This is a genomic window from Streptomyces sp. NPDC096339 (genome assembly GCF_044762985.1).
GTDB lineage: Bacteria > Actinomycetota > Actinomycetes > Streptomycetales > Streptomycetaceae > Streptomyces.
In genome coordinates this window covers 205861-220878 of record NZ_JBIWFI010000010.1, presented here as the reverse complement: position 1 = coordinate 220878, position 15018 = coordinate 205861, and the positions used below count along the sequence as shown (strand labels likewise).

Below are 15018 nucleotides of genomic sequence, written 5' to 3'. Positions count from 1 at the left end.
CCAAAAACCACGCCCGGGTCGCGGGCCCCCCCAGCTCCGCCCCCGCCGCCCTCTGGGTTTTTTTTGGTCGCAATAAAACGGGGCCCCCCCCCGGCCCGCCGCCGGGCGGGGCCCCTTTTTCATGCCCTACAAGATCAGACCACCTGGTGGAGCCAGCGGACCGGGGCGCCCTCGCCCGCGTAGCGGAAGGGCTCCAGTTCGTCGTCCCAGGGCTTGCCGAGGAGCTTGGCGATCTCGGCCTCCAGGTCGGTCTCGCCGCGAGCCGACCGGGCCAGCGCCGCGCGGAGCCGGTCCTCCGGGATGAGGATGTCGCCGTGCATGCCGGTGACGGCGTGGAAGATGCCGAGTTCCGGGGTGGAGCTGTAGCGCTCGCCCTCGGCGGTCGGGCACGGCTCCGCGGTCACCTCGAAGCGCAGCAGGTGCCAGCCGCGCAGTGCGGAGGCGAGCTTCGAGGCGGTGCCGGCTTCGGCCTGCCAGGAGAACTCGGCTCTCCAGGTGCCTGGGGAGGCGGGCTGACGGATCCAGTCGAGGTTCACCCGCACCCCGAGCACTCCCGCAACAGCCCATTCCACGTGCGGGCAGAGCGCGCGCGGCGCGGAATGCACGTACAGAACTCCACGTGTCGTCACCGGGACCTCCAGTGTGGGACGAGGTCGGGAATAAACTCCAGAAAACGGACAGTATGTGACGTGATGTAATGTAACGGAAATTATTTGACATTGCGCTACGGGACTTGCGGCCGAAACGCCACGGGAAAAAGCTACCGTGCGCCAGGGGTCATGGTGTGACGTACGGTCGCTCCGAAGCCCGCAAACGCAGAGCTTTCACTCAGCAGGACCCCCGGATGACACGGGGACGACGAGGAGGGGACCTTCCCATGCGCACCACCCCCGCAGGCCGCCGCGCGCGTCGCGCATTCGCGGGCGCGGGCGCGACGGCCGTGCTGCTGGCCGGTCCGATGACGGGGTGCAGCCCGGGCGGGTCGGGCGGTGGGGGCCGGCCGGAGGCTCACGCCGGGCCGCGTTGGAACACGGCGCCCGCCTCCATCGCGGCGGTGGGCGACTCGATCACCCGTGGTTTCGACGCCTGTTCGGTGCTGGCCGACTGCCCGGAGGTCTCCTGGGCCACGGGCAACGACCCGGCGGTGCGCTCCCTCGCCACGCGCCTCATCGGGGACGTGGAGGCGCCTGGGCGCAGCTGGAACTTCGCGGTGACCGGCTCGCGCATGGCGGACCTGCCGGGGCAGCTCGCCGAGGCGGCCGGACACAAGCCCGACCTGGTCACGGTCATGGTGGGCTCGAACGACGCCTGCCGGCCCACGGCTTCGTCGATGACGCCGGTGGCGCAGTTCCGGGCCGGTTTCGAACAGGCCCTGGCCGGGCTGCGGGCCGCGTCGCCCGCCTCGCAGGTGTACGTCTCCAGCGTGCCGGACCTCCAGCGGCTGTGGGAGCAGGGCAAGGACAGCCCGATGGTGCGGCAGATCTGGAAGCTGGGCATCTGTCAGTCGATGCTCGCCGATCCGCTGTCGGCGGGCTCGGGCGCGACGGCCCGGCGCGAGCAGGTGCGGGCGCGGGTGGTGGAGTACAACGAGGTGCTGCGCGAGGTCTGCGCGAAGGACGCGTTGTGCCGCTACGACGGCGGGGCGGTGTTCCAGTACCCCTTCTCGGCGGAGCAGTTGAGCCGCTGGGACTGGTTCCATCCGGGCAAGGACGGGCAGGCGCGGCTCGCGGAACTGGCGCACCGACAGGTGACGGCCGCGGAACCGCCGCGTTGACGCTCGTATGAACGAAGGATCGGGGGCAGGTGTCAGGTCCTGCCCCCGATCCGGCTTCTCATCGACCCCGAGAGGGGTGATTTCAGGCCATCCGGCGTGTCACGCGAGGTCGAGCGTCGCGCTCAGTCGGGTTTCGCCGTGCGAGTGGCTCGCGCGGACCTCGTAGGTGCCGCCGATCCACCGCCAGCCGCGGGCCTCCTCGTCCCAGATCTCGAAGGCCCGGGCGGGCAGGGCGATCTCGGTCTCGACGCTCTCGCCGGGGCCCGCCTCGACCCCGGCGAAGGCGGCCAGCCAGCTCGCCGGGCGCTCGACACGGTCCGCGACGGGGGCCAGGTAGATCTGGACGACCTCGCGGCCCGGCCGGGTGCCGGTGTTGGTGAGGCGGACCCGGACCGTCTCGGGGGTGACCTCCAGGGACTCGTACGCCCAGTCGGTGTAGCCGAGACCGTGCCCGAAGGGGAAAGCGGGTTCGACGGACCGCGCCTCGTAGGCCCGGTAGCCGATGAACAGGCCCTCGGTGTACTCCAGGCGCCCCTCGGTGGGGACGACCTCGGTGACGGGCGCGTCGGCGAAGCGGGCGGGCCAGGTGGTGGGCAGGCGCCCGCCCGGCTCCTGCTTCCCGAGGAGTACGTCGGCCAGCGCGGCCCCGCCCTCCTGTCCGGGGAACCAGGTCAGGAGCACGGCGGCGACGTCCTCGCGCCACGGGAGCTCGACCGGGGAGCCGGCGTTGACGACGACCACGGTGTTCGGGTTGACGGCGGCGACGGCGCGCACCAGGTCGTCCTGGCGGCCCGGGAGCGCGAGGTCGGCGCGGTCGAAGCCCTCGGACTCCACGCGCTCGGTGGTGGCGACGACCACGACGGCGGTGTCGGCGGCGCGGGCGGCCTCCACCGCCTCGGCGATCAGTTCGTCGGCCTCGCGCTGCGGGCCGAGGTGGAGCAGCGAGAACATGATGGCCTGCATCGGGAGCCCGCTGGTGTCGGGGACCTGGTAGGTCAGCGACACTTCGACGGGCACGCCCTCGGTGAGGGTGAGGCGGGTGCGCTCGCTCGGGGCGCCGAAGAAGGCCTCGAAGGGGTCGGCCTCGTTGCCCATCTGCTGGACGCCCTCCCAGCGCCGCTCGCCGTCGACGGCGAGGGCGAAGGCGCCGAGGCCGCGGGTGCCGAAGGCGTGCTCGCCGCTCTCGCGCGGCAGGAAGGTGCCGGTGACCTCGATGCTCGCCATGTTCGCGTAGGTGGCACCGGCGGGCAGGTCGTCGCCGATCCACTGGACCTGGCCGGTCGGCAGGCTGCCCTCGCCGACGACCGCTCCGGAGGCGTCGCGGCAGATCGCGCGGAGCTCGAAGCCCTTGTCGGCGGGGGTCAGTTCCTCGGAGGGGTCGGCGCCGACGGTGTAGGTGAGCGCCCCCTCGGGGAGGGCCTCGGTGAGGCCGTCGAGCGGGGAGACGATCCGCTCGGGGAAGACGGTGGCGGAACCGCCGCCGAGGACTCGGGCGTCACGGGCCGCGGCGCCGATGAGGGCGACGGTGCCGGCGGAGGCGTCGAGCGGGAGGGTGCCGTTCTCGTTGCGCACGAGGACGAAGCCGCGGGCGGCGAGCTCGCGGGCCAGGGCCTGCCCGTCGATCGGGGCGGGGAGCTCCCGGGCCGCGGCGGGGGCGCCCTCCAGGGCGCCGACGCGGGCGGCGAGCCGCAGCACGTTGCGGACGGCGGTGTCGACGGCGGACTCGGGGACCTCCCCGGCGCGTACGGCTTCGGCGAGGGCCGGTCCGTAGACGGTCCGGGGGCCGGGCATGGCCACGTCCATGCCGCCGAGGATGTCCCCCGTGGTGGACCGGGCGGCCATCCAGTCGGACACGTTGTAGCCGTCGAAGCCCCACTCGGCGCGCAGGACTTCGTTGACCAGGTACTGGTGCTCGGTCATCGTCGTGCCGTTGACCCGGTTGTAGGCGGTCATGATGCCCCAGGGGTGGGCGTTGGCGACGATGGCCTCGAAGGGCGCCAGGTAGAGCTCGCGCAGCGGCCGCGGGGCGATGACGCTGTCGACGGTGAACCGCTCGGTCTCGGCGTCGTTGCCGACGAAGTGCTTGACGGTGGTGCCGACGCCGCCGTCCTGGACGCCGTTCACGTAGCCGCTGCCGATGGCGCCGGTGAGGTGGGGGTCCTCGGAGTAGCACTCGAAGTGCCGGCCGCCGAGCGGGGAGCGGTGCAGGTTGACGGTGGGGGCGAGGAGGACGTGGACGCCCTTGCGGCGGGCCTCCTGGGCGAGGAGCCGGCCGGCCCGGCGGGCGAGCTCCGGGTCCCAGGCGGCGGCGAGCGCGGTGGGCGAGGGCAGCGCGATGGACGGGTCGTCGGCGGTCCAGCGCACGCCGCGGACCCCGATGGGGCCGTCGGACATGATCAGGGACTTCAGCCCGATCTCGGGGATCTCGGGGAGGGTCCACATGTCCTGCCCGGAAAGCAGGCGGGCCTTGGTGTCGAGATCCAGCTTGTCCAGGGCCGCTTCCACGGCGTCTTCACGGATCTGCTCGCGGGCCTGATCGGCATCGGTCACGGCCGTGCCTCCTCGTCGATTGCGGTGCGGGTGCTGTGCGGTGCCCCCATCGTGGACCCGTTCCCTGTTGAACGGTAGGGTTCGTGATGTGTTCGTGACATAGGGATGCCGTACGGTCCTCTGGAGGCCGTGAAGGAAAGGGGTGCGGGGCGATGGTCCGAGCCAGGAGCGAGGAGCGCCGCGAGGAGATCGTCCTCGCGGCCCTCGAAGTGATCGCGGAGCGCGGCTACCGGGGCGCCGCCCTGGCCACCGTCGCCGAGCGCGTGGGCCTGACCCAGCAGGGGCTGCTGCACTACTTCCCCACCAAGGAGGCCCTGCTGGTCGCGGTGCTGGAGGAGCGCGACCGGTGGGACACGGGCGGCGGTTCGCGCGTATCGGCGGGCGGCTGGCGCCTGGACCTGCTGGATTCGCTGGTGGAGTACAACGCCATGCGCCCGGGCATCGTCCAGACCTTCTCGGCGCTGCTCGGCGAGAGCGTCACCGAGGGGCATCCGGCCCGCGCGTTCTTCACCGACCGCTACGAGCAGGTCCGCCGGGAGATGGCCTCGCTGCTGCACGCCGAGTTCGGCGACCGCCTCCCGTCGGGCCTCACCCCGGAACAGGCGGCCCCGCTGCTGACGGCCGTCATGGACGGGCTCCAGTACCAGTGGCTGCTCGCCCCGGAGTCGGTGGACATGCCGGCCGCGTTCCGCTCCTTCCTCACGCTGTTGCGGGGCCCCGAGACCCACCCCTGACCGGCTCCGGACCGGCGTATACCTTGATCGTCCATACGAACCGAGGACGAGGATCGGGGGGTCCATGGGAATGTCGGGATCGCTGAGGAGAACGGCCGGCGTGGTGACCGGGCTGGTGCTGACCGCCGCGCTCGGCACGCCGTCGGCCGCGGCCGACGGGGCCGGTGACGGCGTCGATGTGGCGGTCGTGCCCGGCCGGGCCGAGGCCGGGGTCGCCACGGCGAAGAACCTCCAGGTCATGTCGTGGAACATGTGCGGCTCGCAGCGCTCCACCTGGCACTGCGAGGGGACCGGCACTCCGCAGCAGAAGATCGACGTGGTCAGGTACCACGTCCAGAACAACTACGTCCACGCCGCGCTCCTCCAGGAAGTGTGCGAGGACGATCTCACCCAGCTGATGGACCGGTTGGGCCCGGGCTGGAGCAAGAACTTCGTCCCGTACCAGTGGTCCCAGGGAGCCGACGGCAAGTGGAACAGCCGCTGCGGTGAGGACACCGGGCGGGCCGACCGCATCGGGACGGCGATCGTGCTCAAGGGCCAGATGGCGGACGCCCGGGAGTACCCGCTGACGCAGCCGTACGTCGGCCAGCAGAGGCCCTTCCAGTGCGCGACGGCGGTGTACTGGAACGTCCGGCTGTGCAACGTCCACACCTCGCCCCTCGGCAGCAACCCGGACCACCCGACCTGGGACTACCGGGACGACCAGCTCGCGGAGATCAAGGGCATCGTGAACACCTTCCCCAGGACGGTCTTCGGCGGGGACTTCAACGCGCTGCCCCCGGACGACCCGGACGACAAGGACGCCTGGGTGTGGCCCGCCGGCCTCTACTCCACCGGCCCGGGCACCGAGGGCTACCAGGAGTGCGACCAGACGGGCGCCTCGCGCACCGGCCGCCCCACCCACGACTCCGGCAGGAAGATCGACCACCTCTTCGGCAGTGAGACCCGGCGCTGGTGCGCGGTGGCCGACTCGGCCTACTCCGACCACCACGTCGTGATCGAGTCCGTGGCCGTCCCCGCCTGACGCACCGCGCCGGAGGAACGCCGGGGCCCTGATGCGGGGCCCCGCCGCGCAGCCGCCGGAGCCGTCCGTGCATCCTTCTCCCGACGGGCTACCGGGGGGATTTGGGGATGGAGACCGAGAAGAAGGTCGCGTGGTCGGAGCTTTTCTTCGACCTGGTGCTGGTGTTCGCCGTGACGCAGGTGTCGGCGCTGCTCCACCACGACCACGGCTGGAGCGGCACCGGACGGGCCGTGATCGCGTTCATACCGATCTACTGGGTGTGGGTCGGCAACACCGTGTACTCCAACACCCATGACGCGGAACGGCCGCTGAACCGGATCGCGCTCTTCGCGGCCGGGCTGTGCGGCCTGATGATGGCCCTGGCCCTGCCGGAGGCCTACGGGGACCGCGGGCCGCTGTTCGCCGGTGCCTACTTCTGCGCCCGCCTGCTGCTCGCGGCGCTGGCGCACGTCCCCGGACGGCGCCCGAGGCCCACCCCGGCCGTCCTGTCGGTGCTGATCAGCGGCCCGCTGCTGCTGGCCGGCGCCTTCCTCGACGGAGGGGCCCGGATCGGGCTGTGGGCGCTGGCAGCCGCCGTGGACCTGGCCGCGCCCCGGCTGACGCGCCGCAACATGATGCGCCTGGACTTCGAATCGGGGCACCTCGCCGAACGGTTCGGCCTGTTCGTGATGATCGCGCTGGGCGAGTCGATCGTCGCCGTCGGCGCCCCGGTGGCCTCCGCCGCCGAGCTCGGCGCCGGCTCGCTCGCGGCCGTCGCCGTGGCCTTCACCCTGGTCTGCAGCCTGTGGTGGGTGTACTTCCACCTGGCGGCGAGCGCGGTCCGGCACGGGCTGGAGACGGCGTCCGTACGGGCGGACGTGGCCCGGCAGGTCCTCTCGTACGGGCACCTCTCGCTGATCGCCTCGGTCATCGCGGTGGCGGTCGGCATGGCCGAGGCCGTCGCGCACCCCGGCGAACGGCTCCCGCTCGGCGTGGCCGCCCTCCTGTACGGGGGCTGCGCCCTCTACCTCGCCACCTTCGGGTACACGCGCTGGCACCTGTTCCGGTCCTGGTCGGTGACCCGGCTGGTGGCCGCCGCCGTCGCCCTGGCCCTGCTGCCGCCGGCCGCGCTGCTGCCCTCGCTGGGCGCCCTGGCGCTCCTGACGGCGCTGGTCACCATCCTCAACCTGACGGAACTCGCCCTCGTCCGCACGCGCGGCGGGCTCCCGGGCGGCCCGGCGCCCGCCGCCTAGGCGGCGCCCGGCCTGATCCGCGAGAGGTCCTGGTCCGCGAGGTCCGGGCGGGCCGTGAGCGTGGCCCGCACCGCCTCCAGGATCGGGAGCGGGGCGCGGCCGGTGGCCAGGGCCACGTCCTTCGCGGCCAGGGCCACCGGGAAGTGGGAGGCGTCCGCGTACGCGCGTGCCACCGCGCCCGCCAGCGGCCCCCGGGCGAGCTCCGCGCGGACCAGGGCCTCGGGCAGGCCCAGTTCACGGCCCAGCGTCAGCGCCTCGGCCACCAGGCCGACCCCGCCGACCACCGCGTTGATCAGCACCAGCTTGAGCGCGGCGCCCGCGCCGACCGGACCGCACTCGGTGACCTCCCCGAGTGCGTCCAGCACCTCGCGGACGGGGTCCGGCAGCGGTCCCCCGGCCAGCACCCACAACTCCCCCGCGGCCGCCCGGTCCACGCTCCCCATCACGGGCGCGTCGGTCAGGGTCGCCCCCGCCGGCAGCCGCTGCGCGAGCTCGCGCACCGCGTCCGGCCCGACCGTCGAGGTGTCGATCCAGTGGACACCGGGCCGCAGGGCCGGGATCACGCCCTCGGAGACGGCCCGCAGGGCGTCCGGGTCGGCCAGCATCGTGATGACGAGGTCCGCCCCCTGCACCGCCTCGGCGGGCGTGTCGGCGACGGCCGCGCCGGCCTCCGCGAGTGGCCGCGTCCTGCCCGGCGTCCGGTTCCACACCGTCAGCGCGTGGCCCCTGTCGAGCAGGTGACGGGCCATCGGGGCGCCCATGTTGCCGAGGCCGAGGAATGCGATCTTCTGTGCCGTATCCGTCGAGTGCATGCCCCGACGCTAGATCCGGCCCGGACATGCGACAAGCGAATGTCTAGCATGGGGAACATGCCCGGTCCGCATACCTCACCCGTCCCGTCCGTCCCGGTCGCCCTTTCCATCCCGCACGCCTCGCACGGCTTGTACGAGGTCTTCCTGCGCGTCGCCCGCCTGGCCTCCTTCACCGCCGCCGCCCGCTCCCTCGGTTACACCCAGTCCGCGGTCTCCCGGCAGATCCAGACCCTGGAGGACGAGTGGGGCACCCCGCTCTTCGACCGTCTTCCCCGCGGGGTCCGGCTCACCGAGGCCGGCCGGATCCTGCTCCCGCACGCCGAGGCCGTCGGCGAGCGGCTGCGCGCCGCCCGCGCCGAACTCGAAGCGCTGCGCACGCTCGGCGCCGGCCGGCTGCGGATCGGCTCCTTCGCCACCGCCGACGCCGCGCTGCTGCCGCGCTCCCTGGCCGTGTTCCGCACCCGCCACCCCGCGGTCGAAGTCACCCGCGCCGAGGGCCTGTCGGCACGGCACCTGGCACTGCTGGCCTCCGGGGACCTCGACCTCGCGGTGGTGGCCGCCACCTCCGGTGAGCCGCCGAACGGGTGCACCCCGCACCACCTGCTCGACGAGCGGATGTACGTGGCCCTGCCGCTCGGGCACCGGTTCGCCGGCCGCGCCGGCCTGCGGCTGGCCGAGCTCGCCGACGAGGTGTGGATCACGGGCGGCACCCGCCCCGAGGACACCCTGCTGGGCTCGGCGGTGGCCCGGGGCTTCCGCCCGCGCGCCGGTCTGTTCGCCGCCGACTGGATCGCCAAACAGGGCTTCGTCGCCGCCGGGCTCGGCATCACCCTGATGCCCGCGCTCGCCGCCTCCTCCGCGCGGGCCGACCTCGTGCTCGTCCCGCTGCATCCCGAGGACACCCCGCGCCGCCGGGTCTACGCCGCGACCCCGCTCGGGATCGCGCCCTCCCCCGCCGCCACGGCCTTCCTCGCCCTGCTGAAGGAGACCGCCGCCGGCCTGGCATGCTGAGCCGGGTGAAGATCGCCGCAGCGCAGCTGACCTGCATACCCGCCGATGTTCCCGCCAACGCCGCACGGGCGGCCGCGCTCGCCGTCGCGGCCCGGGAGCAGGGCGCCGAGCTGGTCGTCTTCCCCGAGTTCACGCTGACCGGCTACGAGTTGGCGGCGCTGGCCTCCGATCCCGGGCTGTGGACGGGCGCCGACGACCCCCGGCTGGACCCGCTGCGCTCCGCCGGCATCGCCACCGCCGTGGGCGTCGCCGTACCCACCGGCGGCCCTCGGCCCGCCATCGCGACGCTGGTGCACGACGCGGACGGCGCGCACGTGACCACGTACCTGAAGCAGCACCTCTACCGGCACGAACAGGGCGTCTTCCAGCCGGGCGCGGCCGACGGCCGCTTCGCACTCGGCGGGATCCGCTTCTCCCTGGGGATCTGCTACGACAACCACTTCCCCGAGCTGACCGGCCGGGCCGCGGCCGACGGCTGCCGGGTGCACCTGGCGAGCTCCCTGTACGGGACGGGCGGCGGGATCCGGGAGCGCGCCACCGTCCACCCCGGCATCGCGAAGGAGCACGGCCTGTACGTGGTCCTCGCCAACCACGTGGGACCCGCGGGGCCGTGGACGGGCTGCGGGGGCGCGGCGGTGTGGGGGCCGGGCGGGGAGCCGGCGGCCGAGGCGGACGACCGTACGCCCTCGGTGGTCACGGCCGAGGTCGGCGTGTGATGAGGTGGCCGGCATGAGAGCCGATTTCGAGACGATCACCGTCCCCGAGCACCTGCACGGCTATCCGGGAGTGGCCTTCGGCGGCTACGTGGCGGGCCTGCTGGCCGGCCGCGCCGCCGCGCCGGAGGTCCGGGTGGACTTCCGGCGGCCCGTGCCGACCGGGCTGCCGGTCCGGCTCGCCTCGACCCCCGACGGCGGCTGCTCCCTGACGGACGGCGAACTGCTGCTGGCCGCCGCGGCCCCCGCCGAGCTCACCGGGCCGGTACCGCGGCCCCCGTCCTGGGCCGAGGCCGAAGCGGCCGCCGAGGCCTACCGGGCGGCCCCGCCGGACGGACAGACCGACTGCTTCGGCTGCGGGCTCGGCCGCACCGCGTCCACCGGACTGCGGCTGCACTGCGGGCCGGTGCCGGGCCGCGACCTCGTCGCCACCGCCTGGACCCCCGGAGCCGCTCTCGCGGGCCCGGACGGTCTACTCCCTCCCGAGCTGGTGTGGGGCGCATTGGACTGCCCCGGGAACGCGGCCGGGCGGGTGCTCGACGGCCGCCCGGCGGGCGCGGTCACGGCCGCGCTCACGGCCCTGCTGGTGCGGCCCGTGCCGGTGGGCCAGGGGCTCGTCTCGTACTCCTGGATGCTGTCCTCTGCGGACCGCAAGTACACCGCGGGCACGGCCCTGGCCACCGCCGACGGCGAGGTCTGTGCGACGGCCGAGGCCGTGTGGGTGATGCCGCGCCCGGCCTAGCCGGTGCTCTAGGCGGTCACCGGGAGAAGGTGCTTGGAGCCCCAGGCGCCCAGGGCCTCCAAGGCCGTGTTCAGCTCCTGGCCGAGCGGGGTCAGGGAGTACTCGACGCGCGGCGGGACCTCCTCGTACACCTCGCGGTGCACGATGCCGTCCGTCTCCAGCTCGCGCAGCTGGGCGGCGAGCACCTTCTCCGAGACCCCCGGCACCAGCCGGCGCAGTTCACCGAAGCGGCGCGGACGCTGCTCCAGTTCCCACAGGAGCGACACCTTCCACTTGCCGTCGATCACGGACATCGCCGCTGCGATCCCGCAGTGGTCCGCGCCGGGCCTCCGTGTCACCGCCATCGCACACCCCTCCCACCTGTTCGCTCACCTCAGGGTAACCACCCACTCCGAAGTGCGTACTTGAGCACTCACGTGCCTGCGAACAGGCTGAACGTCATGAACGACAACACACCGCGCAACCCGATCACCCTGCTCGGACTCGGCGACATGGGCACCGCCCTGGCCCGCACCTGGCTCGCCGCCGGGTACCCCCTCACCGTCTGGAACCGTACGTCCGCCAAGGCCGAGGCCCTGGCCTCCGACGGCGCCGCCGTCGCCGCGAGCCCCGCCGAGGCGGTGGCCGCGAGCCCCCTCGTCGTCCTGTGCCTCCTGGACGACGCGTCCGTCGAGGCCGTCCTGGACGGGATCGACCTCACCGGCAAGGACCTGGTCAACCTCACCACCGGCACCCCCTCCGAGGGGCGGACGCGAGCCGCCTGGGCCGAGGCGCGCGGTGCCCGGTTCCTGGACGGCGGCATCATGGGCACGCCGTCCATGATCGGGCCCGGGGCCGGGGGCTACGTCTTCTACAGCGGCTCGCGGGCCCTGTTCGATGTCCACCGCCCCGCCCTGGAGGCCCCGGCCGGGGCGCGCTTCGTCGGCGAGGATGCCGGGCACGCCGCTCTGCACGACGTGGCGCTGCTCAGCGCGATGTGCGGCCTGTTCGCCGGGATCTCGCACGCCTACGCCCTGATCGAGGGCGAGGACATCGCGCCGAAGGACCTGGCCCCGCTGCTGTCGGCCTGGCTCGGCGCGATGGGGTTCTTCGTGGGCAACGCCGCCGAGCGGCTCACCTCCCGGGACTTCACCTCGGGCGTGGAGTCGAACCTGGCCATGCAGGTGGCGGCGTCCGGCACCCTGCTGCGGACCGCCGCGGAGCAGGGGGTGAGCACCGAGCTGATCGCCCCGTACCTGGAGCTGATGCGGCGGAGGCTGGAGGCGGACCCCGCGTCACACGGCGGCGAAGACACCACGGGGGCCATCACCCTGCTGAAGCGGTAGTCCGCCCTGCCCCACTGTCCGGCTGCCCCACTGTCCGGCTGCCCCACTGTCCGGCTGTCCGGCTGTCCGGCTGTCCGGCTGTCCGGCTGCCCCACTGTCCGGCTGCCCCACTGTCCGGCTGTCCGGCTGTCCGACCTCACGGCCGCCGCCCGGCCGTCCGGTCCGGCTCAGGCGAAGCCAGGCGAGGGCGGACCGAAGCCGTCGGGCTGCGCGGGGCCGGCCGGAGCGGTTCCGGCCGGCTCCTCGTCCTGCCCGTTCTCCTGCCGCAGGTCGCGCACCATCAGGGTGGCCCCGGCCACCGCGCCCGGCATCAGGAACACCGCGACCAGCGGCACCAGGAACGCCAGCACCAGCGGTACGCCGAAGCCCAGTACCAGCAGCCGTCGCGAGCGCATCAGCGACATCTGCTCGGGCAGCTCCACCTTGCGCCGCTGGAGGGCCACGGAGGTGAGTTCCTGGGTCAGGAACCAGCCGGAGACGCAGAACCCGAGCACGGGGACCACCGTCTGCCCGATCACGGGGATGAAGCCGAGGGCGAAGAGCCCGATCCCGTACAGCAGCACCCGGCCGAGCACCCGGAGGCTGTCCCGTGCCGAGATCCACAGCTCCTGCCAGAGCGGGAGCCCGGACTCGGGCACCTTGCCGCCCTCGCTGCGGTCGACCTGCTCGGAGAGGGACTCGTAGAAGGGCTGGCCGATCAGCAGGGTCACGGCGGTGAAGGTGATGACCGCGAGGAAGAGCCCGAGGCCGAAGACCAGGAAGGTCAGGAAGCCGCGGAACAGGGCGAGCCAGGCCGAGCTCCAGTCGTCGGCGAAGGGGGTGGCCCAGGCGGTGAAGTCGTCGGCGCCGTAGCCGAGCCCGATCAGCGCGCCCGCGTACAGGACCAGTGAGACCAGCCCGGGCAGCAGCCCGAACCCCAGCCATCGGCCGTGACGCAGTACCCATCTCTGTCCGGCCAGCAGGTACCGGAACCCCTCCGCAAGATCACGCATGGCGGAAGTTTATGGGGCCCCGGTCACGGCGAAGGCCGCACCCCATGGGGTGCGGCCTTCGGCGAGCGGTGCCGGATCAGACGGCGAGCTCGACGGTGATGTTGCCGCGGGTGGCCTTCGAGTAGGGGCACACCTCGTGGGCCTTCTCGATGAGCTCCTTGGCGGTGGCGGCGTCCACGTTCGGGATCACGGCGGAGATCTTGACGATCAGGCCGAAGCCCTCGTCGTTCTTGCCGATGCCGACCTCGGCGGTGACCGTGGAGCCGGAGATGTCGGCGTTCACGTTCTTCGCGACGACACCCAGGGCGCCCTGGAAGCAGGCGCTGTAGCCGGCGGCGAACAGCTGCTCCGGGTTGGTGCCGGCGCCGCTGCCGCCGAGCTCCTTCGGCGGGTTCACGACGACGTCGAGCTGGCCGTCGTTGGTGGCGACGCGGCCGTCACGGCCGTTCTCGGCGGTGGCGACAGCGGTGTACGCGACGTCGGACTGCTGGATGGACATGTAAGAAAATCCTCCTGGTAATCGTCGCGACTCGCGCCCACGGTCACAACGGTGTACAGAGAGACTAACCGGTGAAAGAAACGATCATCTTTCCGGTGTTCTCGCCGCGCAGCATGCCGAGGAAGGCGGAGGTCGCGTTCTCGACGCCCTCGACGACGGTCTCGTCGTACCGGAGCTCACCGGAACGCAGCCATCCGGCGACGTCCTGGACGAACTGCTGCTGGAGTCCGGCGTGGTCGCCCACGAGGATTCCCTGAAGGCGCAGCCGCTTGCCGATGACCTGCACCAGGTTGCGCGGGCCGGGGGCGGCCTCGGTGTCGTTGTAGCCGGCGATGGCTCCGCACAGGGTCGCCCGGCCGTGCACGTTCATCGAGGAGATCGCGGCCTCCAGGTGGTCCCCTCCGACGTTGTCGAAGTAGACGTCGACGCCGTCGGGTGCGGCCGGGGGGAGCTGCTCGGCGACGGGGCCGTTCTTGTAGTTGAAGGCGGCGTCGAAGCCGTACTTCTCCGTGAGGAGCGTCACCTTCTCGTCCGAGCCGGCGGAGCCGATCACCCGGGAGGCGCCCTTGATCTTGGCGAACTGCCCGACGAGGCTGCCGACCGCACCGGCCGCGCCGGAGACGAAGACGGAGTCCCCCTCCTTGAAGGAGGCGACCTCGAAGAGACCGGCGTAGGCCGTCAGGCCCGGCATGCCGAGCACGCCGAGGTAGGCGGAGAGCGGGGCGAGCGAGGAGTCGACCTTGGTGACGTGCTTCGCGTCGAGCTCCGCGTACTCGCGCCAGCCCAGGTGGTGCAGGACGTGGTCGCCCACGGCGAAGCCCTCGGCGGCGGAGGCGACGACCTCGCCGACCGCACCGCCCTGCATCGGCTCGTCGAGCTGGAAGGGCGGGATGTAGGACTTCACGTCGTTCATCCGGCCGCGCATGTACGGGTCCACGGACATGTGGAGGTTCCGTACGAGGATCCGGCCGGCGGCGGGCTCGGCCGACACGGGCACCTCGCGCAGGGCGAAGTCCTCGGCGACGGGCCAGCCCTGCGGGCGACGGACGAGGTGCCACTCGCGGCTCACGGCGGGGATCTCGGACATGCGGCGCTCCTGATGAGAACGGAATTGCTTCACTGGGTGAAACAACCATGCGCCTGGATATTTCATGTTGTCAAGTAAGTCGGTACTCTGGATCCATGCCCAGTCGTCGCACAGACCCAGTGACCATCGAGGTCGTCGAGCTCATCGGCGATGTCGTGGCCAGGTACCACATGGAGTACGAGCACGCGGCCGCCAGCCACCAGCTGACCGGCGCGCAGGCCAAGGTGCTCAACATGCTCGCCCTGGAGCCGATGCCGATGCGCCGCATCGCGCAGAAGCTGCGCTGCGAGCCGTCGAACGTGACCGGGATCGTGGACCGGCTGGAGACACGCGGCCTGGTCGAGCGGCAGCCGGATCCCGCCGACCGCCGGGTGAAGCTGGCCGCCCCCACGGAGGAGGGCCGGCAGACCGCGGAGCGGCTGCGCGAGTCGCTGGACTTCGCGCGCGAGCCGCTGGCCGGGCTGTCCCCGGCGGAGCGGGCGGTCCTGCGCGACCTGCTCAAGCGGATGCTGGGCTGACGGGA

Annotated in this window: 16 protein-coding genes; 9 read left to right on the top strand and 7 right to left on the bottom strand. The window is 72.8% G+C overall.

Annotated elements, in window-relative coordinates; all coding sequences use genetic code 11:
• Positions 1 to 134: 134 nt before the first annotated feature.
• On the bottom strand, positions 135 to 629 hold the full coding sequence (locus ACIQ5Y_RS16650) for a DUF3145 domain-containing protein (RefSeq protein ID WP_030160508.1): 495 nt from the start codon (positions 627 to 629) through the stop codon (positions 135 to 137).
• Between the two features lie 248 nt (positions 630 to 877).
• Here ACIQ5Y_RS16650 and ACIQ5Y_RS16645 point away from each other — a divergent pair, with 248 nt between their 5' ends.
• Positions 878 to 1774 carry an SGNH/GDSL hydrolase family protein gene (locus ACIQ5Y_RS16645; protein ID WP_403880324.1) on the top strand — a complete coding sequence of 299 codons (897 nt, stop codon included), beginning with the start codon at positions 878 to 880 and terminating at the stop codon, positions 1772 to 1774.
• A gap of 99 nt (positions 1775 to 1873) precedes the next feature.
• Here the strand turns inward: ACIQ5Y_RS16645 and ACIQ5Y_RS16640 are convergent, their stop codons facing one another.
• Complete coding sequence (locus tag ACIQ5Y_RS16640; RefSeq protein WP_403880322.1) at positions 1874 to 4324, bottom strand: beta-glucosidase; 2451 nt, start codon at positions 4322 to 4324, stop codon at positions 1874 to 1876.
• A gap of 152 nt (positions 4325 to 4476) precedes the next feature.
• Between ACIQ5Y_RS16640 and ACIQ5Y_RS16635 the strand changes: the two genes are divergently transcribed.
• From ACIQ5Y_RS16635 to ACIQ5Y_RS16625, 3 genes are all read left to right on the top strand, one after another.
• The gene (locus tag ACIQ5Y_RS16635) at positions 4477 to 5058 is read left to right on the top strand and encodes a TetR/AcrR family transcriptional regulator (protein ID WP_403880320.1); all 582 of its coding nucleotides are present in this window, start codon (positions 4477 to 4479) and stop codon (positions 5056 to 5058) included.
• Between the two features lie 64 nt (positions 5059 to 5122).
• The gene (locus ACIQ5Y_RS16630; protein ID WP_403880318.1) at positions 5123 to 6082 is read left to right on the top strand and encodes an endonuclease/exonuclease/phosphatase family protein; all 960 of its coding nucleotides are present in this window, start codon (positions 5123 to 5125) and stop codon (positions 6080 to 6082) included.
• Between the two features lie 107 nt (positions 6083 to 6189).
• Positions 6190 to 7314 carry a low temperature requirement protein A gene (locus ACIQ5Y_RS16625; protein ID WP_403880316.1) on the top strand — a complete coding sequence of 375 codons (1125 nt, stop codon included), beginning with the start codon at positions 6190 to 6192 and terminating at the stop codon, positions 7312 to 7314.
• Here ACIQ5Y_RS16625 and ACIQ5Y_RS16620 read toward each other — a convergent pair.
• Positions 7311 to 8126, bottom strand: coding sequence for an NAD(P)-dependent oxidoreductase (locus ACIQ5Y_RS16620; RefSeq protein WP_403880314.1), 816 nt, complete (start codon positions 8124 to 8126; stop codon positions 7311 to 7313). The genes ACIQ5Y_RS16625 and ACIQ5Y_RS16620 overlap by 4 nt on opposite strands.
• 57 nt (positions 8127 to 8183) lie before the next feature.
• On the opposite strand from ACIQ5Y_RS16620, the gene ACIQ5Y_RS16615 reads away from it, so the two are divergent.
• Genes ACIQ5Y_RS16615 through ACIQ5Y_RS16605 form a run of 3 tightly spaced genes read left to right on the top strand, consistent with a single transcriptional unit; the run spans position 8184 to position 10592 of the window.
• Complete coding sequence (locus ACIQ5Y_RS16615; protein ID WP_403880312.1) at positions 8184 to 9137, top strand: LysR family transcriptional regulator; 954 nt, start codon at positions 8184 to 8186, stop codon at positions 9135 to 9137.
• A gap of 5 nt (positions 9138 to 9142) precedes the next feature.
• On the top strand, positions 9143 to 9853 hold the full coding sequence (locus tag ACIQ5Y_RS16610) for a carbon-nitrogen hydrolase family protein (RefSeq protein ID WP_403880310.1): 711 nt from the start codon (positions 9143 to 9145) through the stop codon (positions 9851 to 9853).
• A gap of 13 nt (positions 9854 to 9866) precedes the next feature.
• Positions 9867 to 10592 carry a hypothetical protein gene (locus tag ACIQ5Y_RS16605; RefSeq protein WP_403880308.1) on the top strand — a complete coding sequence of 242 codons (726 nt, stop codon included), beginning with the start codon at positions 9867 to 9869 and terminating at the stop codon, positions 10590 to 10592.
• 8 nt (positions 10593 to 10600) lie between these two features.
• Here ACIQ5Y_RS16605 and ACIQ5Y_RS16600 read toward each other — a convergent pair whose 3' ends face one another.
• Positions 10601 to 10936 (bottom strand): winged helix-turn-helix transcriptional regulator, encoded by a 336-nt coding sequence (locus tag ACIQ5Y_RS16600; RefSeq protein ID WP_403880306.1) that lies wholly within the window; start codon positions 10934 to 10936, stop codon positions 10601 to 10603.
• Positions 10937 to 11032: 96 nt separating this feature from the next.
• Between ACIQ5Y_RS16600 and ACIQ5Y_RS16595 the strand changes: the two genes are divergently transcribed.
• The gene (locus tag ACIQ5Y_RS16595; protein WP_403880304.1) at positions 11033 to 11917 is read left to right on the top strand and encodes an NAD(P)-dependent oxidoreductase; all 885 of its coding nucleotides are present in this window, start codon (positions 11033 to 11035) and stop codon (positions 11915 to 11917) included.
• Positions 11918 to 12084: 167 nt separating this feature from the next.
• Here the strand turns inward: ACIQ5Y_RS16595 and ACIQ5Y_RS16590 are convergent, their stop codons facing one another.
• The 3 genes from ACIQ5Y_RS16590 to ACIQ5Y_RS16580 all read right to left on the bottom strand — a co-directional run bounded on the left by ACIQ5Y_RS16590 (position 12085) and on the right by ACIQ5Y_RS16580 (position 14495).
• Complete coding sequence (locus ACIQ5Y_RS16590) at positions 12085 to 12909, bottom strand: EI24 domain-containing protein (protein ID WP_403880302.1); 825 nt, start codon at positions 12907 to 12909, stop codon at positions 12085 to 12087.
• Between the two features lie 76 nt (positions 12910 to 12985).
• The gene (locus tag ACIQ5Y_RS16585; protein ID WP_030657091.1) at positions 12986 to 13408 is read right to left on the bottom strand and encodes an organic hydroperoxide resistance protein; all 423 of its coding nucleotides are present in this window, start codon (positions 13406 to 13408) and stop codon (positions 12986 to 12988) included.
• Positions 13409 to 13472: 64 nt separating this feature from the next.
• The gene (locus tag ACIQ5Y_RS16580) at positions 13473 to 14495 is read right to left on the bottom strand and encodes an NADP-dependent oxidoreductase (RefSeq protein WP_403880300.1); all 1023 of its coding nucleotides are present in this window, start codon (positions 14493 to 14495) and stop codon (positions 13473 to 13475) included.
• 95 nt (positions 14496 to 14590) lie between these two features.
• Between ACIQ5Y_RS16580 and ACIQ5Y_RS16575 the strand changes: the two genes are divergently transcribed.
• The gene (locus ACIQ5Y_RS16575) at positions 14591 to 15013 is read left to right on the top strand and encodes a MarR family winged helix-turn-helix transcriptional regulator (RefSeq protein WP_403880298.1); all 423 of its coding nucleotides are present in this window, start codon (positions 14591 to 14593) and stop codon (positions 15011 to 15013) included.
• Positions 15014 to 15018: the final 5 nt, after the last annotated feature.